Source organism: Nostoc sp. (genome assembly GCF_035638895.1).
In the GTDB taxonomy this organism is placed as follows: domain Bacteria; phylum Cyanobacteriota; class Cyanobacteriia; order Cyanobacteriales; family Nostocaceae; genus Nostoc.
Genome location: NZ_DASQZC010000092.1, coordinates 1 through 20,036 on the forward strand (window position 1 = coordinate 1; position 20,036 = coordinate 20,036).

Below are 20,036 nucleotides of genomic sequence, written 5' to 3' on the forward strand. Positions count from 1 at the left end.
TTAACAAGAGAGGCAGGAGGCATGGAAAATACTGGCTTTTGCCGAAACCTTAGGGACTTCCAAATAAAAAAATATACAACTATTTATTGTGGGGTGGGCGTCTCGTCCGCCCATAGTCAAAGGCGGGCAAGATGCCCACCCCACAAGATTGGATAATTTATTTCTTGGAAGTCCCTTACATAAACACTGACTTTTCACGTCATGGAAAAACCTAACCCCATCCCCACGCAGTTGCAATGAGTAATAATACGTAGCAAAAATTACCTCAGAGAAACAAGAAAAGTTTAGTTGAAATCAATACCTGTTAAGGTGTAGTTCCAGTGTATTGAGCAACTTAGGCAAGTCCTTTTGAGAAACCTGACGTGTACCCGTCTCGACTGCATCAACCCAGGAAACGCTTTTCTCCATCGTTGTAGCGAAAAATGCTCTAGACCAGCCTTTTGCTTTTCTCGCTTCTCTAATGAGATTACCTGATACAGGCTGGATATTGTTTGCACTTAGCTGATTCGAGTCCAGGGTCAAGCGTTCCTGTACTTCTGCTGGTAAATGAAAACGCCATCTAGAATTGAGTATTTGATTCCAGTAACCTATAGGTCTTTTAGCAGTTTTGCTGCTTGTTAACCAAGCTGGGCCTGTTTCCACTTCTGCTTGCCATCCAGCTTCTTTGACAACTTTCAAATCAGTTTCCAAATCATCAGCCATTTGTCGCCTAAGCTGTCTGTCTGGTTCTGCTGTTGACACTTTGTCTTTGCCGTAAGCAATCTCCATCAGAGTCTTGCCCATTACACAATCCTGGAATTCCGGTTTGATTTGGAAGGTTAGCCAAACTAGCATTCTAGCCGCGCCAGCATTTTGTTTACCAATACTAAATAGTTTCTGTACGGTTTTCTTGGTAATAATTCCAGTGTGGTAGTGGTATTTAGATTTGTTGAGGAAGTATTTTGTCCATACTCCAGCTTGACCTATTACCTTTAAACCCACTAGCTTATTATTGCCAGCTTTATCTGTTTCAAAATCTCGTATTATGCTGATGTCCCAAATCTTTAAATCAGCAACAGTAAAAGCTCCAGCTTTCTCCTGTTTAGGCCATGCAATACAAGCTAGTACTTGAGCAGGTTGCCGTAGCAAGGAGTACAAAATACTCAATTTTTCATGCTTGCATAAGTCCCTGCGTTTCACAAGCCCTGTATATTCAAGTAGTTGCTTGTCATCAATTACAAAATTGCCTGACCAAGGCTTATCTAGGCTAGTTACTAAGGCACAGTAAATCAGGTGAATAGCACACGCCCTTGGGTCAAATTCGTCTATAACAACTAAGGCTGCTTCTTCTGCCAGTGTTTCTGGTTGTGGAGTTTCGGGATTATCTGTTACATAGTAAAAGATTTTTCCTTTTCCACTTTCAGCTTCTTTTTCGTAACTAAAAGTATTATTTATTTGATTCCATGACAGATTCATTTTTTGAGATAAGACTTCGGCAACTCCAGACAAAACTAGCGACAATGCAGCAACATTAGTCTTACTATCAGGAAATAAAGAAGCTTTTTTAAATTGTCGAGGTTTTGCTAAATGCTGGTAATTTAATAGTAAGCTTTGCTCAGATTTATTAACTCTGTCTTGAAGAGGAATTTGCTTTTTTAATTGAGTCGTTGGGTTTTCCAGAGATTCTTTATCAAGAGCAACATTAGTTTCCTTTGGATTTGGATTATGGGAAATGGTAATTCCCATAACCTGGTGAAATAGATGCAGAAGTTTACTATATAATATTTTTGCTAACTGTTTCATTTTCCTACCAATCTGCTGCTCACGCAAGTAATTTACAATGATGACATAAAGCCTAAGCTTATTCTAATTAACCTCGCTAGAATATAACTCTCAGCCGCTTTAAGTCGCTTTAAACAATTACCAACAATGCAAGAGATTTTCTACTAGGTGATACCAATCTAATAAAAAGTGGTCAAGTAAAAAAATTGATTTTTACTTGACCATAATTATCAGTGATGAGTTCAAGCTTTCACTGATTGTAATTACGAATTGCAGCTTTGCTGCTTGAGGTTACTAGCGGTACTGTTGGTCAGCCGGATCTCCATACGGGTCTTCGCTAGCTGGACGGACGTTACCATACTGCCCGGAATCTGCCGGATCGCCGTAGGGGTCTTGGCTAGCTGGGCGGACGTTACCATACTGCCCGGAATTTCCTTGGTTGCCTCTTTGCATCAACTTTTTCATAGCTAAAGCGGCGATACCAGCCATCGCTCCCTTCGCTAATGGATTGCTCATAATGTTACCACCTTGACCACCTGTAAAGTTCCCCGCAACACCACTCATAATTTGACTGAGTATATCTGGTTGTTGCTGGTGAACCCGGCCTGTCGCTTGAGCAAGATAATTTGGGTCTTGAAAGCGATCGTCTATACCATCTTGGTTTAGATCGGGAAAATTCAAGTTTGAAGAGCGCGTCTGCTGTTGAAGAGAGCGACCAAACTGCATCCGCTCTTGTGGTGACATCCGACTAAAAGCTTCTTGTGCAGATTCATGATAAAGGTCTGGAGGTAACTGTCTAGATACTTGCTGATAACGGTTTAAAACTTCTTCATCTGAGTATCCCTCATGAGGTAAACCTTGCTCATAGCGGTTGACAAAATTGCGGTAGTCATTTTCTGGAACCTCACCGCCACCGAAAATTTTTTCTAATATATTCATTTGTGGCTCCTAAACTGTGATTTCACTAAACTATCAACGGTAAAGTAATTACTTTCAATATATTAATTGTTATATCTTTTCAAAATCATCTATCAAAGGTTACTTTTACTTTGATAAAAGTATAACTATTAGTATATAAAACTCAGGGTTGAATTTTGAAAGCATCCTGAGACTCAAAATTCTGTTGTACAAAAATTAGAGTCCAAAATCTTTTCAACAATTAAATAGAATTTTTATATACTCGGATAAATTCTTAAAAAAGACTTTTATGAAAAAATATAATAATGCTTGATATTATACTTATGAGTATTATTAAGTTAAAATATGGAAAAAGTTTCTATTAAAAAATAGAATGACGGTTAAACGCCATCTATTTATAATCTGTACAAAAATTAATTTGTCGGAACAGTACCTGCACCCAAACTCCTTAAGTCTCGCCCTGTGGGACTGTTGTTATATCCTTGAAAGTCCCGGTATTGTTGTGCCTCCTGCTCTGTAACACGGATGCCTTCTTGTGGCGGTGTTACCCAGACAGGGCGGTTTTGAGCATCTCGATAGTAAACACGCCCATTCTTAGAAAGGTAGTGTTTCCCCTGCGCTCCCGTTCCTTGGGCATTCTTTCGCTGATTGTAGAGGTAGTAAAGTCCAGCAGCTCCTGCCAAGATTGCCACTTTTTGCCCTGTACTTAATCCCCTCCTAGCTTGGGGTTGATTTACGGGAGCGCGATTATTTAAATTTCTACCAACAGTATCGTCAATTGGAGGTGGCGCAGCATTTTGGGAACCTCCGCCGCAGCTTGAAAGCAGAGGGAGTGTTAGCAATGTTGAAAGAAATACTGTTGTTGTCAGCGAAGCTAATCTATTTGTCTTGATCATACACTTTCTCCTGCTAATTTAGCTGATGTGGTATAAGATAGGACTTACGCAAAGAGTGCTAAAAAGCTTAATTTATCGAAACCGCCAAGAACGCCAAGAGCCTACAGTTTTATGCAATGGTCAAGCAAAACTCAGTTTTTTACTTGACCAAAAGTTGAGATCCAGTGTATCCGCCACTATACTTTAGTTAACTTAAAGTCTGTGATTCTTCTCTGTCTAGAATTTGTTTTTTAAGCAAGCCAATTTCTGCTGCTAATTCTTGCCGAGTGGAATCTTTGAGCAAATAGCGGAAAGTAAACCAAATTGTGTAACCAAGTCCAATTAATTGGAGAAATGGAGAAAGTAGGGGAATATCATTTATGGCGTTAAGTACCGCTAGAAAAATCCTTAGTGCCGTAACTGTTATCACAAGCAACGCAAAGCTGATAAACAGCAACTTGTATTCTTGGTAGAATCTACCTATGTACTCAGGTATATTTGCCAAAAATATAGAAATCTGGCTACCAACTTTTTGCCATTGTTCTTCATTTTCCAAGGCGGGTGGCAACATTGCCAGGTTTCCAGGCTCTGAAGTTTTAAGTACTTCTATCTGGTTTTGGGAGGCAGTATCGACATACTGTTGCTGTAATTCTGTATCCATAATTATCTCCTGATTTTCTGTAATGAGAGCAGTTTTAAAGTTTACACTTTGTTATTATCAATTTTGGCAACGCTTGCTTTGCAACTAGATTTGTTACCCCTTAGCGGCACAGCTAATTTATTTGCAAACTTATTAAGACTTTAATAATATTTAGACATTTTTAGATTTTCTTCTCATCAATCTTTTGGCAGAGATTTTGTCTTCTAGAAGAGTGATATAGCAAGTATTACAACTTAACTAAATAAAGCTTTAACAATGTAAGGGTATTTGATTTAACTGTAAGGTGTTAATAAGCAGATCAAATTAGCTAAGTTTGATGCTGTGTATTGATTTAGTTAACTTTAGTTTTGAAATTTACTGCTAGAAACTAGTCACATAAATGCTAGAAACTAGTCACAGTATTACAAAAATTAGTTTAAATAAATTTTATAAATAGTAATACATTAATACTAAAAAGTTGTTTTATATCATACTTGTGGGTTATGAAAATATATTTAATTACTTCGATTGATTAAATATCAAGATAATTTAACTCAATCCTTGGAGAGAAGATGTTTATAAACTAAATTGTGTAATTTATAAAAAGATACAGCAAGATTTTAAGGAATAAAATAATGTCACTCCAAAAAATAAGTGAATTTGATCCAGACTACCATAATACTCTTGAAGGTAACGACATCAAAGGAATGGGTGTGTATGTTCAAGGAACTGATGAGAAGATTGGCACAGTAAATGATGCTGTAGTAGATGATCAAGGAGCATTCCGCTACTTAATTGTTGACATAGGCTTTTGGATTTTTGGCAAGAAAATCTTACTACCAGTAGGTAAATCGCGTATTGACTCTACAGCAAACCGTGTATATGTCGTTGGCATAACAAGAGAGCAAGCGGAAAATTTACCTGAATATCAAGAGCATACAACGCTTGACTACGACTATGAACAACAGGTGCGTGGAGGATATCGCACACCGTCTGTAGAAAGTTCAGCTACGCTAGGATCGGTAGCTGGCGGCAGTACTCCTAGTCCTGACAGCTACACCTACGCAGACGACGCGGATCTGTATGATGTCAGCGCTCACGAAGATCAAACCTTTAAACTCTACCAAGAAAGGCTAGTTGCTAGTAAACAGCGCCGGAAAAGCGGAGAAGTAGCGATTAGTAAGCGTGTTGAAACCGAAACTGCAAGAGTTGCTGTTCCAGTGGAAAAAGAGCGAGTCGTGATTGAGCGAGTGACTTCTCAAGACACAGGCAAAGTTGTGTCTGCGGAAGCGGCTGACTTCCGTGGGGGCGAGGTAGCACATATAGACCTCTATGAAGAAGTTCCAGACATCCAAAAAGAAGCTTTTTTGCGCGAAGAAGTCAAAGTGCAGAAAGTTGTAGACAAAGAAACCGTTGAAGCTCAAGAAACCATTCGACGCGAAGAATTAGATGTTGATACTGATGGAACTCGAATAGAGAATAAAACTGACCGGGGTTAACCTACTTAAACTACAAAGGTGATTGCATTTGAGTTAGTAGGAGTGGGTTTTCTACCTACTTCTACTCAAAATTACTTTCAGTAGATTGATATTGCAGAAAAGTCATTAGTTTAGATGAGGTGGTAAATTGAAAATAATTCAAAAGTTTCGTCGGGTTTTAACAGCTTTAGTCTTGGTATTAGTACTAACAACAACTGCCGCCTGTAGCGGTACTGTTCAAGCTAAACAACCAACTCAATTACCGTCTGGAATCAGTCATAGTGCCGACTATGCCTTGTTGTCACGCGGTAACAGTGTACAGGGTCAAGATTTTGGGAACTGGGTTGTCAGCACAGCCAAAGGAATTGTCCAAGATGCTTATGTGCGTGACAACAATAAGTTAGGTGTCGTGATTGCGCCTCAAGTTCGTCCAACCGAAGTGCGACCATTAGCAAAATCCTTAGTTCAAGGTTTTCACAAAAATTTCCCCAATCAAGACTTAAAAGTTTTGATGTATGCACCAGACAAAAAACTGATTTTGACGGCTCAGTATGATGTGCAATCTCAGCAAGTTGAGTATAAATAGGAAGTCATTTTTTGGAGAAAACCTGAGTTAATTCAGTTGATAGCAAGTATAAAAAGGAGACATTTAAAATGAGCAGCAGTGATAAGTATAAACGCGAAATTCTGAATGACTTAGCGCATGGTAATACAGAATCTTTAGATGATGTTTCATCTGACCCAACCAAGGAATACCAAAATTTTGATGATTTTGCTCAACGCTCATCCCACGAAGAACGTCGTCAATTATTTGGTCGGTCTTTCAACCATAACAGCATTTCTCCCAGCCAGATGGAGCCAGAACTTCAAAAGGCGATCGCTCAGATTAAACCTAACGAACGGGATGATGTTGCCCGGGCATTTTTCAAACACTTAAAGCAAAGAGGTCTAGACGAGCGCCATCTGGAGCGAGATTTGGGACTTTCTACCCACAACCCTAACCACATAAGTGCAGATGACCTCAGCAAGGTGGCATCTTTCACATATCATAGCCATCCTGACATCTTCCACGAAGTGATGGCAGAACAACCAGCAATTCTTAAGTTTCTCAGTAATCCAATGGTGGGTGCAGCTTTAGGAGCGATCGCCTCTAAATGGTTTGGTCGTCATAAGTAATATCATGTCCGGTTAAAGACTTATCATTAAGACTGCAAGGGAGCAGGGGGAGAAAGGGTTTTCAGGTTTTTGCACAGATAGTCAAGAACACCAAAATCTCCAATTTAGTGGCTTGCAATTTAGATAAAATGTGAGCCACTATTTTTTATTCCAACCTCCTGCCTCATTCACACAAGGCTAACAGCTGTCTCTAACATTCGTATTGTCCCAAGTTCGGCATTTATTTCCACTTCTACACCGATTGGTAAAGTAAATTTATCCTTAATATGACCAATCATTGAACCGTACCAAGCGGGAATGCCTAAAGGAAGTATGTGTTGTTGCAATACTTGCATTAATGTAAATGATGGTTGATCTCCAAGACTACATTTAGTGCATTGCCCAAAGATAAAGCCAGCAATTTGATTAAGTATCCCAGCAGTTTTTAATTGCGTCAGCATCCTATCTATACGATAAACATCCTCGCCAACTTCTTCTACAAACAAAATGCTTTTGTTCCAAGAAGGTAGGTAAGGTGAACCTACCATTGCTGATAGCACTGACAAGTTTCCACCCACAAGTTTACCTCTCGCCTTTCCCGGTGCTATTATCTGCATCCGCACTTCGCTAGGGTTGAGATTTTGCATAGTCACCGCTTCACCATTAAATAGGATGCGCTTGAAGTAATCGACTGTAAATTGATTCCAGGTAGATGTAGCAACTGGCCCATGAAAAGTAATCATTTGACTACGGGCATTAATTGCTAACAACAGTGTTGTAATATCGCTGTAACCGATGATAATTTTCGGATGGGAGCGGATTAGCGAGTAGTTGAGTAGGGGTAAAATGCGATTACAACCCCAACCACCACGCATGGGAATAATTGCTTTTATGGTGCGATCGCTAAACATCAAGTTTACATCCTGGGCGCGATCGGCATCTTTACCCGCTAAATAGCCGTAACGGTCTAAAATATGCTTCCCTAGCTTGACTTTTAACCCTAACTGTGAAAGTGATTGCTGCGCTGCTTCAATGTCTTTAGCGTCGACGATACCCGCAGGGGAAATCAATCCTACGGTATCGCCTGCTTGCAGGCGGGGCGGCTTGCTGCTGGTGTTTGCAGATGGCTTACCTTGGGCGGTAAGTGGTGATATCTGGGTGGCTAGTGTAGTTAGTCCACAGGTTGTGATAAATTGCCGACGCTTGATATTCATAACCATTAAGTTGGGAATTAGGGATTGTTTTTCTAATACCTAGTACCCAGTTTTGTAAAGAGTAGTTATAGCACAATACAGTTCAGTTAGCGCCAAAAACCTTAAACTGCGTAGGTTGAATATATCTTTACTAACTCCTATAAAAATGGGCGAATCACAAGCGATTACTTGCACCTCAACAGCATTTACTGATGAGCATGAGTTGCACTGCAAGCTATATGTTTCTGCCACGAACCGCGATCGCCAGCAGGTACATTAGCTGTAAGTACGACCTCTCCCTTTTCGTTTACTGCCCATCCACTTGCTTCTACAATACCTTCTGCTGTGGTGGTGGTAACTGCCCTAGTAGTAACAGGTGGATTGCTGCGTAGGCGTAGCCCGCCGTTGGCATCGCTCCTAGGTTTGAGCGACACCCAACCTACTTCTACTGTGCCGCTTGGGAGAATATCCTTGCTAGGATTAGGAGGTAAACCGCCGCGTCCGGTAATGATAAAGCTGCTTTGAGCATAACCTGGACTATCGCAGACTTGCACTACTTCAGTTTCTACACCTATTGTGGGTAACTCAACTAAGCCACTGTTGGGGTCGATACCAGGTGTATTAAGTTCTACAGTGCCTTGTCTACCAAATTCTGAACTAGCAGTGATGTCACTCAAGCGAGTTGGACTTTCACGAAACTTAATACCATAAATGCCATTCGCTTTTATATTCACTCTCCCACCTGCACCTGAAAAAGCATTAGCGCTTATGTCACTGTTTTCTTCGGGGATAGCAACAATAAATTTAGATTTAATATCGATACTACCACCATCTCCACCCTGTTGTGCTGTACCTGCACTAGTGGAAATTTTACTACCACGGCGCAGCAGTAAGAGGTCTTCTACTGATAGAGTAATGTTTCCTCCATTACCCGATGTCGTTTGCGAGGTAATACTTCCCTGGTCAAGACTGAGAGAGCTTGTTTGTACTTTAGAATCACCTGCTCTTCCAAGTCCTGTGCTGTTACTGGTTATCTGTGCGCCATTTTTGATAGTCAACTGCCCAGTTTCAATCGTTAAATTCCCAGCGTCTCCCACGCCTGTGGTTTCAGTTGTTAAGAGGGTGGGCATCTGACGGTCGGCTGAGGTGCCATTTAGCTCTATAGAGTTAGAAGCATTCACCGTTACGCTTCCTCCTCGTCCCTCGCCCGCAGTACGGGCAGACACAAATGCTCCATCTAGGACTTGCAATTTCTCAGTTTTAATTGTCAATTCTCCGGCAGATCCAGTACCTGTGCTTCCAACAAGCAAGCCGCTTCTGTCCTGACCATTTGCCGATGTTCCAATCAGTTGCACTGATTCAGAAGCGGTCACACTCAACGTCCCTCCCGACTGAGCCGAACCTAAATTGGAAGCTGAGGCTCTTGCCCCATCCCGGGCAATAAATAAGCGAGTTTCAATCGTCAAATCTCCAGGTTTGCCGGAACCTTCCCCCAAAGCAAACAGACCACTAGGTATCGGATTATCAGCTGATGTTGATGTTCCAATCAGTTGCACCGAATCAGAGGCTTTTACAAACAACAGCCCTCCTTGTCCAGAACTAGTTTTAGCACTAGCAGTTGAGACTAGTGCCCCACCCTGAACAATCAATTGCCCAGTTTCAATGCTCACCGAACCAGCATTTCCGGCACCATCAGTCTGAGTTATTATACTGCTAAAATTCGCACCATCAGCCGATGTTCCACTTAGTTCCACAGAATCAGAGGCTCTTACAGTTACAGTCCCCCCCCGTCCGGAGTTAAAAGTACCAGCTGCTATCTCTGACCCATCCCGGATAATCAACTTCCCAGTGTCAATCGTCAAATTTCCACCAGTTCCGACACCAGAAGTTTCAGCTAACAGGCGGCTTGCTCCAAGGACTTCCACCAACTCGGAGGCACGGACGGTAAGTGTCCCTCCTGGTTCCGCTCCTGTGTTATTAGCTAGAATCTGTGAACCATCAGTGATTGTGACACGTCTACCCTGTACTTGGATATCGCCGGTGCCTAGTTGAGAACCGCGACCTCGTCCAAAACCGGTTTCGACTGTAGCTCCTTTGGTGAGAGATACGTCTGCTAGCACTACATTATCAGGAAAACTCAAACGCAGATTTTTGTCATCTATATTCAGCCCTACCGTTCCTTCTCCTGCTAATCCTCCCAATTCCACTCGACCATTGAGAACGGACAATTTCCCCCCTTCTAAGTTCACATCACCACCTACCAACAACAAACTTTGATTGGCAGAAAGTTGCAGACCTGCTGTAGATTGATTGGTAATCGATTTGGCAATTTGATTGAATAGCAAAGCTGAAGGATTGATCGTTAGGACTGGGGGAGAATTAGGAGCCGAGGCACTGAACAAGCCTTGTTCACCAAACCCGATGGCATTTGCTGTTGTTGCTAGAAACGAACCTCCTATAGTAAGTTGGGCATTCGGCCCAAAGATAATCCCATTGGGATTAATCAGGAACAGGTTAGCACTACCACCAAAAACACCGAGCGTGCCGAAAATCTCGGAGCGGTTACCCCCTGTCACGCGACTAATAATATTTTTAATACCAGCAGAAGGATTAATGAAAAATAAGGCTCGTCCTCCTTCTTTAACGTTGAACTGCTCAAAACTGTGGAATAAATTGGCACCGCGAGGTGTTCCACCGTCTATCCGGTCAAAGTTAGGAGCTAAAGGTGTAACAATAGAATTTTCTTCTAAGGTGTTATCGGGTACTATCTGGGCTAGGGCACACTCGTTGGCTCCAGCAATCGCCGCAACTAAAGCCAATAAGCTTACTAACCTCAATTGCAACCACTGATAAAATAAGCTTTGAGAGAACACGGAAAAAGTCTCCTTAAAGGATATTTGTAAAGTTTTTATCAAGTTACTTGATTATTAAAGATGAAACTGAGGAAATTTTCGACAGCAAAGAAAAATAGTAGCCATACTCAATTAATACCCCGCAAGAGAAATTTTCTAAGTGGGGTTATTGTTTTTGGAGTGGCTGTAGCATCTAAAATTTGGGTTTGGTTAGGCACTATAAGACCAAGCTAATTGAAGAGGTTAGACCCTCAGAGATAAGCTCAATATCGAGACTGGGTATGAAATTAGGCTTGTTCTCAAGAGTAGCGAATTGGCTTCCCTGGAAGGACAAGCCACCAGTGTTGCTGTCGTAACTGAACTGGTTAGTGGAAGTAGCACCAAACCCAAATGTGGAAATCTGAATTTTGTCGTGCAAGTTGCTGAAGTCCTTGATGATGTCAATGTCTTCAGACCTGAAGTTGAAGACAAATGTATCAGCACCAGCATCGCCTGTGAGTGTGTTGTTACCAGTACCGCCTTCTAGAGTGTCATTACCAGAACCCCCATTTAAGAAGTCGTTACCAGCATCGCCAACAAGTGTGTCGTTACCAGCCGCACCAACCAAAATGTCGTAGTCCCCATAGCCAAGCAAGTAGTCATTGCCATCACCGCCAACCAAAAAGTTGTGACCGGCATTCCCCTCAATTCGATTGTCCAGGGCGTTGCCTATGCCACTAATATCGGCGCTACCTGTGAGAACTAAGTTCTCTAGGTTGTCATCCAAGTTGTAGTTGAACGAAGACTCAACCGTATCGGTTCCTTCATTCAAGTATTCTATAATCTTATCGATGAAAGAATCGGGGAGTGTATTGTCTATAGAAGTCTGGTTTCCGGCTACAAGAGTAATATAAGTATCGTTGCCAATTCCACCAATTAGAGTATCAAAACTGTCACTACCATCAAGGATGTCATCCCCTTCTTCGCCATACAGTAGATTGCCACTTTCGTCTTCTCCGCCATTCAAATAATCATTGCCCAAACCACCGTACAGTTCATCTCGGTTTGCACCACCGTTAAGACTGTCATTGCCTGGACTACCATACAAAAGATCGTAGCCATTGTTGCCATACAGTACATCGTTGCCTTCCAAACCATAAATATACTCGTCAGCCGAGGCTCCTTGAATTGTGTCAGAATCTGTGGTGCCGTAGATGGATTCGGTTTTATATGAAATAGAAAAAGCGGGCCCAGGGGAAACTACGTTTACAAATATATCTACGTGGTTACGGTTGTAATTCACAGGGTCAATAGTGATAACCTCACCCGAGGAGGAGAAGTTTTTAATGATATCAAAACCATCAGTACTATATACGTACAAATCCTCAGAAGAACTAAGAAAGAGGATATCAATTACATTGTTGAAGACAAACTCATCAGCACCACTAAGACCATTGAGAGTGTCATCACCTAAATCGCCGAAGATGGAATCAGTTTCTGGAGTTCCAGTCAGATTGTCGTTACCAGAAGTCCCGTTAATAAGTGTCATGTCCATCGCTCCTTGTCAAACTATGGTTCAGTGCAGAATTAAGTTAATTTAACGTGAGCGCGAACTCGCTACCGCTGTGCTGACGTAATTCGTAATTCTCAATTAATACTCAGTCTAGAAATTCTCTAAGTGGGATCATTGTTTTTGGAGTGTAGTGTCTAAAATTTGGGTTTGGTTAGGCACTACAAGACCTAGCTAATTGAAGAGGTTAGACCCTAAGAAACAAGCTCAATATCAAGACGGGGTATGAAATTAGGCTTGTTCTCAAGAGTGGCGAATTGAGTTCCCTGGAAAGACAAGGCACCAGTGTTGCTGTCGTAACTGAACTCGTTAGTGGAAGTAGCGCCAAACCCAAATGTGGAAATCTGAATTTTGTCGCTCTGCAAGTTGCTGAAGCCCTTGATGATGTCAATGTCTTCAGACCTGAAGTTGAAGACAAATTTATCAGCGCCAGCATCACCTGTGAGTGTGTTGTTACCAGCACCGCCAATGAGTGTGTCGCTACCAGAACCTCCATTTAAGAAGTCGTTACCAGCACCGCCTTCGAGGGTATCGTTACCAGCCGCACCAACCAAAACGTCATAGTCCCCATAGCCAAGCAAGTGGTCATTGCCATCACCGCCAATCAAAAAGTTGTGACTGGCATTCCCCTCAATTCGATTGTCCAGGCCGTTGCCTATGCCATTAATATCGCTGCTACCTGTGAGAACCAAGTTCTCTAGGTTGTCACCCAATTTGTAGCTGGACGAAGACTCAACCGTATCGGTTCCTTCATTTAAGTATTCTATATTGGTAAACTGATCAAAGATTTGATTCTCCAGAAGCCGCAATTTATCAAAAGTAATATAAGTGTCGTTGCCAGTTCCACCAATTAGGGTATCAAACCCCTGACTGCCATCAAGGATGTCATCGCCTTCCTCGCCATACAGTACATTGCCACCGCCGTCTTCTCCGTCTCCGCTATTCAAATAATCATCGCCCAAACCACCGTACAGTATGTCAGAATTTGCACCACCGTAAAGGCTGTCATTGCCCGGATCACCATACAGCATATCGTAACCATCGTTGCCATACAGTACATCGTTGCCTTTCAAACTATAAATAATCTCGTCTGCCGAAGTCCCTTCAATTGTGTCAGAACCTGTGGTGCCGTAGATGGATTCGGTTTTTCCTGGACTAAATAGTTGTTTGATATTATTCCCACGTGCATCTGTATCTATATCTACATGGTTATAGTTGTAATTCACAGGGTCAATACTGATAACCTCACCCGAAGAGAAGTTTTTAATGATGTCAAAACCATCAGTACTATAAACGTACAAATCCTTAGAAGAACCAAAAAGGAGGACATCAATTACATTGTTGAAGATAAACTCATCATCACCACCAAGACCATTGAGAGTGTCATCACCTAAATCGCCGAAAATGGAATCAGTTTCTGGAGTCCCAGTCATATTGTCGTTAGCAAGGGTACCGTTAATAGGCGCCATGTCCATCACTCCTTGTCAAACTATGGTTCAGTGCAAAATTAAGTTAATTTAAAGTGAGCTTCCAAAGAACGGGATTTGTTATGCCTTAAGAAAAACGGCGTTGCTGAATTGAGGTATGAACTTGGATGTAGAGACGTAAAATTTTACGTCTCTACAAGGATTTTCACCACAATGCACAATCTTTCATACCGCAATCAGCAACGCCAGAAAAACAATCTAGTTTTCTAAGAGTTCGACGGGTTGAAAAAGGTACAAAAAAATCCGAGACTGTAATTACATGAAAAAAAGGGTGTCTAGAGGTTGTTTGAAAAGTGGTTGGCTGTGATTTCAGGTACTTATTTATCCGCCCTAACCCCTTAAAAAGGGAGGAACCGGAATAAAAGTCCCCCTTTTTAAGGGGATTTAGGAGGATTTAGAACGTTTTGCTACCGATAATAAGGACTTTTCAAACATCCTCTAAAGCAGCGCCGTTGTTAAGAACAGAAAACTCCCCAAAGCTGTAAAACAAATTACTTCTTGGTTGCGTTCCTCTAGTGATATTGAAGATGTTACCATTCCTTGTGACAGTGGAGTTATTAGGCAAGCTACCATCCGGGGTAATTTGGGCAAAAACTCTATCTTGTAAAGAAGCAATTAACACAGTTGCCACCACAAACCTACTACACCAACGCCGACAATTGTTGAGTTACCCCTGACACAGCGCCCCCAAGAAATCAGTAACTCCACCATGTGACCAGGGCAGCCGCATCATGTCAACAAAATGTCCTAATTCTCAATAAGCTCAAAAATAGTCGCATTAATTGCTGCTTATTGACAGAGATTTAGGCAATCGCTTTGAGTCTCCTGAACCAAACTAAATGAGAATCCTGATTTTTTCGTTAGTTCTTAACTCTGGTTGTGATCAAGAGTAATTTAGATGCGTTTGCCCTGTTTATTTATGCCATCCTTTACTAACTCCTCGCGAGTTAATTAAATTTTCACCAAAAATTAGCTTTTTGTTAATTAAATCTTAATTATAATATGGAGATTAGTCTATTTATCATAAGCTTTATATTGTATTGATAAATATCGACAATTGGATCATTCATTAGATTGATAACTAAGAAATTAAATCATAAGTTATCCTTGCCTTAATTATTCCTTAACCAAAAAATATTAGTAATATTAATCATAGACATCTAAATGTCAAAAAATGGCAAATACAGTGGCTATCGAAGTTAGTAATCTCTCGAAGGTTTTCAAAGGTAAGACAGCGCTTAAAAAGTTATCTTGCACAATTCATGAGGGAGAAATGGTTGCGCTTATAGGTGCATCTGGCTCAGGGAAATCTACCCTTTTACGGCATATTAATGGCTTACATATTGGAGATTCAGGGACTGTTTATATTTTTGGGTCAGTCCTACAGAGTATGGGGAAAGTACACTCTAAAATTAGGTATTTACGAAGTCAGATAGGTTGTATCTTTCAACAGTTTAATTTAGTTAATCGGCTAACAGTTATCGAAAATGTTCTCGTTGGTAACTTAGCAAGATTGTCTATTTTACGTTCAACATTACATTTATTTACCAAAGAAGAAAAAGTCCAAGCTCTTGCTGCATTAGAGCGGGTAGGCATTCTTGAACACGCTTATAAACGGGCATCTATGCTTTCTGGAGGGCAACAACAACGAGTGGCGATCGCTCGTTGTTTAGTGCAAGGAGCGAAAATCATCCTCGCAGACGAACCAATCGCCTCTCTAGATCCTGAATCAGCGCGTAAAGTTATGGAATTGCTCGTGCAGCTAAATCGCCAAAGCGGAATTACTGTAGTCGCTTCCTTACATCAGGTTCAAATGGTACGTAGTTACTTTGATCGAGCGATCGCTCTCAAAGATGGAGAAGTAATGTTTGATGGTGCAACCACAGAGATGAATGATCACAAACTCAATGAACTTTATGGCACAGCTGCCGAAGAACTCATTATGAGAGGACACGGTGAATTGGTAGTGTAACCCCAAAATAGAGAATTTTTACTTACATCTCACAACTAAATTTATGGACAGAAGGTTATTTATTCAGCAGGCTTCTTTGTTTACTATAACTTTGGCAACTGCCAAGATACTTTCAGCTTGTACTTCTAATGCTGATAATAGTACTGCAGCAATTAAAGAAATTAATTTTGGTGTTCTGTCTACAGAATCTCAAGCTAATCAAAAACCAATTTGGGAACCTTTTGCTGCTGCTATGTCTCAGCAAATTGGGATTACCATAAAACCCTTCTATGTTACACAGTATGCAGCAGTCATAGAAGCTATGCGCTTTGGTAAAGTTCAAGCAGCTTGGTTGGGCGGTAAATCTTATATTGAAGCAGCAAAAATTGCTGATGTAGAAGCTTTTGCTCAAGTTGTAAGTGCAGATGGCGGTAGAGGCTACTATTCTCATTTAATTACTAATAAAGATAATCCAATCACTGCGGAAGCTATAGCAGTAGGTGGCGATAAATATGTGATTCAAAATGCCGCTAAACTCACCTTTGCTTTTAATGATCCTAATTCTACCTCTGGATTTTTAGTTCCTAATTATTATATTTTTACGAAAAACAACATTGATCCTAAGAAAGTTTTTAAACGCTTGATTTTTGCTGGTAATCATGAAGCTTGTGCTCTAGCTGTAGCTAATAAACAAGTAGATGTAGCTACTGTCAGTAATGAAGCATTAAGTCGTCTAGAAAGTACTAATCCTAAAGCCAGACAGAAAATTGAAATTATTTGGAAATCACCTATCATTCCCAGTGATCCCATTGTTTATCGTCGGGATTTACCAAATGATATCAAAAAGAAGTTGCAAGACTTTTTCTACAACTACAAAGATGCAAAAGTTTTAACACCATTTAAAATTTCTGGTTTTGCACAGGCTGAAGATAAAAATTGGCATACAATTCGAGAACTAGAAATTGCTAAAAAAATCCAAGAGACTCAAGCTAAAGAAAATCTTAGCGAACAAGAAAAGCAGCAAACGATAGCAGAACTAAATCAGCAACTCAAAGGAATTAAATAAAATTAGATTTATAGGTAGTAAAAAGTGCGCCCACGAAATCAGATAATTACTTACGCATCTCCTAATGCAACAGCAATGTTAGAGAAAGAAGCAAAGCTTGTAACTACCCAAAAAGTTTTGTTTCTTTTAGTGATTGCTGCTGTATTGATTTTTGCCTATACTCAAAGTGAGTTAAATTTCCCTGTACTTCTACAACGGGGAGACAACATGGTGGAATATATACGTTCATATTTTCCACCAGACTTTAGCGATTGGAAGTATTATTTTTCAGAAACACTGGTTACTATCTCAATGGGAATTTGGGGAACTTTAATGGCTGCGATCGCAGCTGTTCCTTTATCTATCCTAGCATCTAATAATATTTGTCCAATATGGGTTGTTCAACCAACACGTCGCCTATTAGATGCTATGCGTGCGATTAACGAAATTGTCTTTGCACTAATCTTTGTAGTCGCTGTTGGATTGGGGCCATTTGCTGGAGTTTTGGCATTATTTATTCATACTGCCGGTATTCTAGGTAAGCTATTCTCAGAAGCAGTAGAATCAATTGAGTCAGGGCCTGTAGAAGGAATTAGAGCTACTGGTGCAAGCCAGATTCAAGAAGTAATTTATGGAGTGATTCCTCAAGTAATGCCTTTGTGGACTTCTTTCATTCTCTACAGATTTGAGTCAAATGTGCGTTCTGCTTCTGTGTTAGGAATTGTTGGGGCTGGTGGTATTGGTGTTTCGCTCTATCAGAGTTTTGGTTCATTTGAATACCAAAAAGTCTGTACAATTCTTATTATTTTGATTGTTACTACTGGTGTTATTGATTTACTCTCTGCAAAGGTTAGAGGGTGGTTAGTTTAGTATGATTAATGACTGTTGACTGGTAAATGTTAAGTATTATCTGACTTTCTTTTAAGTGAGTTAAGATAAGCGTTTAGTTTAGGTGACAATTCATCTATAATTGGTTTGATTATATTTATTTGCTCTTGAGTCAAAAGTTTTGGCTTATAAGCTAGCCTTAACCAATGCCTTGTTTCATTTAGAGAACCTCTAGCAATTTTTATAAATCTTTGATTATCCTGTAAATTATAACGACCGTTCCCCTCTGCGATATTAGCACCTATACTGTCTGCTGATTTGACAATTTGTTTCCCAATTGTATCTTTTGCAAAATAATCCCATTTCTGTACAATAAACCAAATTTCATTCGCTAGATTTTCTGATAATTGGTAAGCTCGTAAATTTTGGAAGGTTTCCATCAGTCACCAGTCATCAGCTAACCGCTAAGTCATTTTCAAAAAATAACTCCATGCGATCGCCCCGTAGCCGAGTTACCCCATATTCAATAACATTACCTGTTTCATCGACGTTCACCGACTCCGCTAATAGGATGGGTTGATTGAGGGATAGTTGTAGCCACTTTGCATCTTGAGGCTGGACTAAACGAGCAGAAACGCAGGTACTACGGCGGATATGATCGCATCCATATAGCTGCTGTAAAAACTGAGATATTGATTGCTGTTCTTGCAAAATTTTGATATTTTTCGGCTCCAAGAAATCTGGAAATCGCTTGAGGGGAAAATACCCAGTACCCACACTAATAGGTTCTTCATTCGCTAAACCTAAACGTTCAATTAACGCTACAGGCTCACCATAAGGAATCTCTAATCCTTTAGCGATCGCATCATCGGCAGGTACTTCTAAAACACGCAGCAGTTGAAACCTCACTTGCCAACCCTGTGCTTTCAACGTTTGGTTATAACGCACTCGCTTACCAATCGCATAGCGGATGGTTTTAGCCGCTACAAAAGTTCCGCGTCCTCGGTCAACTCGTAACAATCCCTCGTTTTTTAGGAGGGCGATCGCTTGTCTGAGGGTATGGCGATTAACTGCAAACTGTTCTGCTAACTTGGTTTCCGTCGGTAGTTGTTCCCCAATCTGATAAACCCCCTGATGAATATTTTGTCGCAGTTGGTCAGCAATCTGGGCATAAATCGGCATTATTTCCTTCATGTATCAATATTAGATTGTCAACTTGTCATAATTGCGTTAATCTACTTTTATCTAGATGTCTAGACAAGTTAAGAAGAGTTTAAAATAAAATACCACAAACCAACTTATGCCTACTGTGATGCACCGACAAGCATGGATGGCAACATTAGCTAAAGCCGAGTTAGAGCTATTAGAAAAACTGGTAAACACATTAGATAATTTGCCCAACTATAGCTTTTTACGCTGCCCAGAGATTGGTCTAACAATGGTGCGGGGACGCGCTGGGGGTACAGGAGAGCCATTTAACTTAGGAGAAATTACCATGACTCGCTGTGTTGTGCAGTTAGAGAGCCAAGGAGATGAAGTAATCACTGGATTTGGTTATGTCGCAGGGCGATCGCACCGTCATGCAGAACTAGCTGCTGTTTGTGATGCTTTACTACAAACTCCAAATTGGCACGAGCAGATTCAGGCTGAGGTAATTCAACCCTTGCAAGTAGAACACCAAAAGCAGCAGGAACTCAAGCAGCGTCAAGCAGCCGCCACTAAGGTCAATTTCTTCACAATGGTGAGAGGCGAAGGGTAAATCAATTAAAAATTAAAAATTTGGATTATTGATTAATGTCAAATATAGTTACATCTTTACCTGGTTTTCAAGACTCAATTCATGATGCCCAGAGGACATTTCGGGCGTTGCTTGATGCTAATGCTCGACCGGGGACATCTTATTGGATAACTGCTGATATGAGTGTGCCTTTGGGTTTAACACCTGCTTGTGGAGCTGCTTGTTTGACGTTGCTGGATTTGGATGTTGTGGTATGGCTACAGCCGAGTTTTACAGATCAAGTGAGAGCTTGGTTGTTGTTTCATACTGGCTGTCGCTTCACACAGTACCCAGAGAAAGCTGACTTTGCCTTAATTCAAGATTTGGCAGGGTTGGAAGAATTATCTATTTTTAGCTGGGGGACAGCAGAAAAGCCGGAAGCCTCAACAACACTATTGATACAAGTGGAAAGTTTTGAGATGGGGCAACCTGTGATGTTGACGGGGCCAGGAATTTTAGACCAGCAAGCGATGTCTAACGACAAGCCGCTACGCGTCTACGCCCCGACACTTCCCCTCCATTTTTGG

The 20,036-nt window shown here is 40.9% G+C and carries 19 protein-coding genes; 8 read left to right on the forward strand and 11 right to left on the reverse strand.

The features are described from left to right. Nucleotides 1-294: 294 nt before the first annotated feature. The 4 genes from VE944_RS04010 to VE944_RS04025 form a co-directional block, all read right to left on the reverse strand. Nucleotides 295-1,782 (reverse strand): helix-turn-helix domain-containing protein, encoded by a 1,488-nt coding sequence (locus VE944_RS04010; protein WP_324972618.1) that lies wholly within the window; start codon nt 1,780-1,782, stop codon nt 295-297. Between the two features lie 273 nt (nt 1,783-2,055). Next, entirely contained in the window at nt 2,056-2,700 is a 645-nt protein-coding gene (locus VE944_RS04015; protein ID WP_324972620.1) for a hypothetical protein, read from the reverse strand. 392 nt (nt 2,701-3,092) lie between these two features. Then, the gene (locus tag VE944_RS04020) at nt 3,093-3,575 is read right to left on the reverse strand and encodes a hypothetical protein (protein ID WP_324972623.1); all 483 of its coding nucleotides are present in this window, start codon (nt 3,573-3,575) and stop codon (nt 3,093-3,095) included. 187 nt (nt 3,576-3,762) lie between these two features. Then, complete coding sequence (locus VE944_RS04025) at nt 3,763-4,215, reverse strand: CAAD domain-containing protein (protein WP_324972627.1); 453 nt, start codon at nt 4,213-4,215, stop codon at nt 3,763-3,765. Nucleotides 4,216-4,829: 614 nt separating this feature from the next. Here VE944_RS04025 and VE944_RS04030 point away from each other — a divergent pair. The 3 genes from VE944_RS04030 (at nt 4,830) to VE944_RS04040 (ending at nt 6,848) form a co-directional block, all read left to right on the forward strand. Next, complete coding sequence (locus tag VE944_RS04030) at nt 4,830-5,693, forward strand: DUF2382 domain-containing protein (protein ID WP_324972629.1); 864 nt, start codon at nt 4,830-4,832, stop codon at nt 5,691-5,693. 127 nt (nt 5,694-5,820) lie between these two features. Continuing rightward, nucleotides 5,821-6,258, forward strand: a complete 438-nt coding sequence (locus VE944_RS04035; protein WP_324972632.1) for a hypothetical protein — start codon at nt 5,821-5,823, stop codon at nt 6,256-6,258. Nucleotides 6,259-6,326: 68 nt separating this feature from the next. After that, nucleotides 6,327-6,848, forward strand: coding sequence for a hypothetical protein (locus tag VE944_RS04040; protein WP_324972635.1), 522 nt, complete (start codon nt 6,327-6,329; stop codon nt 6,846-6,848). 167 nt (nt 6,849-7,015) lie between these two features. On the opposite strand, the gene VE944_RS04045 is transcribed toward VE944_RS04040, so the two are convergent. From VE944_RS04045 to VE944_RS04065, 5 genes are all read right to left on the reverse strand, one after another. Continuing rightward, nucleotides 7,016-8,041, reverse strand: a complete 1,026-nt coding sequence (locus VE944_RS04045) for a S66 peptidase family protein (protein WP_324972638.1) — start codon at nt 8,039-8,041, stop codon at nt 7,016-7,018. Between the two features lie 185 nt (nt 8,042-8,226). Further along, nucleotides 8,227-10,893 (reverse strand): two-partner secretion domain-containing protein, encoded by a 2,667-nt coding sequence (locus VE944_RS04050; protein WP_324972642.1) that lies wholly within the window; start codon nt 10,891-10,893, stop codon nt 8,227-8,229. 196 nt (nt 10,894-11,089) lie between these two features. Then, complete coding sequence (locus tag VE944_RS04055) at nt 11,090-12,400, reverse strand: calcium-binding protein (protein ID WP_324972644.1); 1,311 nt, start codon at nt 12,398-12,400, stop codon at nt 11,090-11,092. Between the two features lie 215 nt (nt 12,401-12,615). Then, nucleotides 12,616-13,890 (reverse strand): calcium-binding protein, encoded by a 1,275-nt coding sequence (locus VE944_RS04060; protein WP_324972647.1) that lies wholly within the window; start codon nt 13,888-13,890, stop codon nt 12,616-12,618. Nucleotides 13,891-14,335: 445 nt separating this feature from the next. Continuing rightward, nucleotides 14,336-14,539: a two-partner secretion domain-containing protein gene (locus tag VE944_RS04065; RefSeq protein WP_324972650.1), complete on the reverse strand. Its 204-nt coding sequence runs from the start codon at nt 14,537-14,539 to the stop codon at nt 14,336-14,338. 543 nt (nt 14,540-15,082) lie between these two features. On the opposite strand from VE944_RS04065, the gene phnC reads away from it, so the two are divergent. The 3 genes from phnC (at nt 15,083) to phnE (ending at nt 17,774) form a co-directional block, all read left to right on the forward strand. Next, nucleotides 15,083-15,880 carry a phosphonate ABC transporter ATP-binding protein gene (phnC, locus tag VE944_RS04070; protein ID WP_324972653.1) on the forward strand — a complete coding sequence of 266 codons (798 nt, stop codon included), beginning with the start codon at nt 15,083-15,085 and terminating at the stop codon, nt 15,878-15,880. 43 nt (nt 15,881-15,923) lie between these two features. Continuing rightward, a complete protein-coding gene (gene phnD, locus VE944_RS04075; RefSeq protein WP_324972656.1) occupies nt 15,924-16,925 on the forward strand; it encodes a phosphonate ABC transporter substrate-binding protein in 1,002 nt (333 codons plus the stop codon). Between the two features lie 75 nt (nt 16,926-17,000). Then, entirely contained in the window at nt 17,001-17,774 is a 774-nt protein-coding gene (phnE, locus tag VE944_RS04080) for a phosphonate ABC transporter, permease protein PhnE (RefSeq protein ID WP_324972670.1), read from the forward strand. Nucleotides 17,775-17,803: 29 nt separating this feature from the next. On the opposite strand, the gene VE944_RS04085 is transcribed toward phnE, so the two are convergent. Further along, nucleotides 17,804-18,172, reverse strand: a complete 369-nt coding sequence (locus VE944_RS04085) for a four helix bundle protein (protein ID WP_324972659.1) — start codon at nt 18,170-18,172, stop codon at nt 17,804-17,806. A gap of 13 nt (nt 18,173-18,185) precedes the next feature. Then, nucleotides 18,186-18,926 (reverse strand): phosphonate metabolism transcriptional regulator PhnF, encoded by a 741-nt coding sequence (phnF, locus tag VE944_RS04090; RefSeq protein ID WP_324972662.1) that lies wholly within the window; start codon nt 18,924-18,926, stop codon nt 18,186-18,188. A gap of 106 nt (nt 18,927-19,032) precedes the next feature. Between phnF and phnG the strand changes: the two genes are divergently transcribed. Together phnG and phnH are read left to right on the forward strand one after the other, a co-directional pair. Beyond that, nucleotides 19,033-19,491 (forward strand): phosphonate C-P lyase system protein PhnG, encoded by a 459-nt coding sequence (gene phnG / locus VE944_RS04095; RefSeq protein WP_324972664.1) that lies wholly within the window; start codon nt 19,033-19,035, stop codon nt 19,489-19,491. Between the two features lie 35 nt (nt 19,492-19,526). Next, nucleotides 19,527-20,036 (forward strand): phosphonate C-P lyase system protein PhnH (gene phnH, locus VE944_RS04100; protein WP_324972667.1); only part of this gene is annotated, 510 nt, incomplete at its 3' end.

What these genes read in the sequence shown, in the direction of transcription:
- VE944_RS04010 (WP_324972618.1), bottom strand. Translation starts at nt 1,782, where the DNA reads ATGAAACAGTTAGCAAAAATATTATATAGTAAACTTCTGCATCTATTT.
- VE944_RS04015 (WP_324972620.1), bottom strand. Translation starts at nt 2,700, where the DNA reads ATGAATATATTAGAAAAAATTTTCGGTGGCGGTGAGGTTCCAGAAAAT.
- VE944_RS04020 (WP_324972623.1), bottom strand. Translation starts at nt 3,575, where the DNA reads ATGATCAAGACAAATAGATTAGCTTCGCTGACAACAACAGTATTTCTT.
- VE944_RS04025 (WP_324972627.1), bottom strand. Translation starts at nt 4,215, where the DNA reads ATGGATACAGAATTACAGCAACAGTATGTCGATACTGCCTCCCAAAAC.
- VE944_RS04030 (WP_324972629.1), top strand. Translation starts at nt 4,830, where the DNA reads ATGTCACTCCAAAAAATAAGTGAATTTGATCCAGACTACCATAATACT.
- VE944_RS04040 (WP_324972635.1), top strand. Translation starts at nt 6,327, where the DNA reads ATGAGCAGCAGTGATAAGTATAAACGCGAAATTCTGAATGACTTAGCG.
- VE944_RS04045 (WP_324972638.1), bottom strand. Translation starts at nt 8,041, where the DNA reads ATGAATATCAAGCGTCGGCAATTTATCACAACCTGTGGACTAACTACA.
- VE944_RS04055 (WP_324972644.1), bottom strand. Translation starts at nt 12,400, where the DNA reads ATGACACTTATTAACGGGACTTCTGGTAACGACAATCTGACTGGAACT.
- VE944_RS04060 (WP_324972647.1), bottom strand. Translation starts at nt 13,890, where the DNA reads ATGGCGCCTATTAACGGTACCCTTGCTAACGACAATATGACTGGGACT.
- phnC (WP_324972653.1), top strand. Translation starts at nt 15,083, where the DNA reads ATGGCAAATACAGTGGCTATCGAAGTTAGTAATCTCTCGAAGGTTTTC.
- phnD (WP_324972656.1), top strand. Translation starts at nt 15,924, where the DNA reads ATGGACAGAAGGTTATTTATTCAGCAGGCTTCTTTGTTTACTATAACT.
- phnE (WP_324972670.1), top strand. Translation starts at nt 17,001, where the DNA reads ATGTTAGAGAAAGAAGCAAAGCTTGTAACTACCCAAAAAGTTTTGTTT.
- VE944_RS04085 (WP_324972659.1), bottom strand. Translation starts at nt 18,172, where the DNA reads ATGGAAACCTTCCAAAATTTACGAGCTTACCAATTATCAGAAAATCTA.
- phnF (WP_324972662.1), bottom strand. Translation starts at nt 18,926, where the DNA reads ATGAAGGAAATAATGCCGATTTATGCCCAGATTGCTGACCAACTGCGA.
- phnG (WP_324972664.1), top strand. Translation starts at nt 19,033, where the DNA reads ATGCCTACTGTGATGCACCGACAAGCATGGATGGCAACATTAGCTAAA.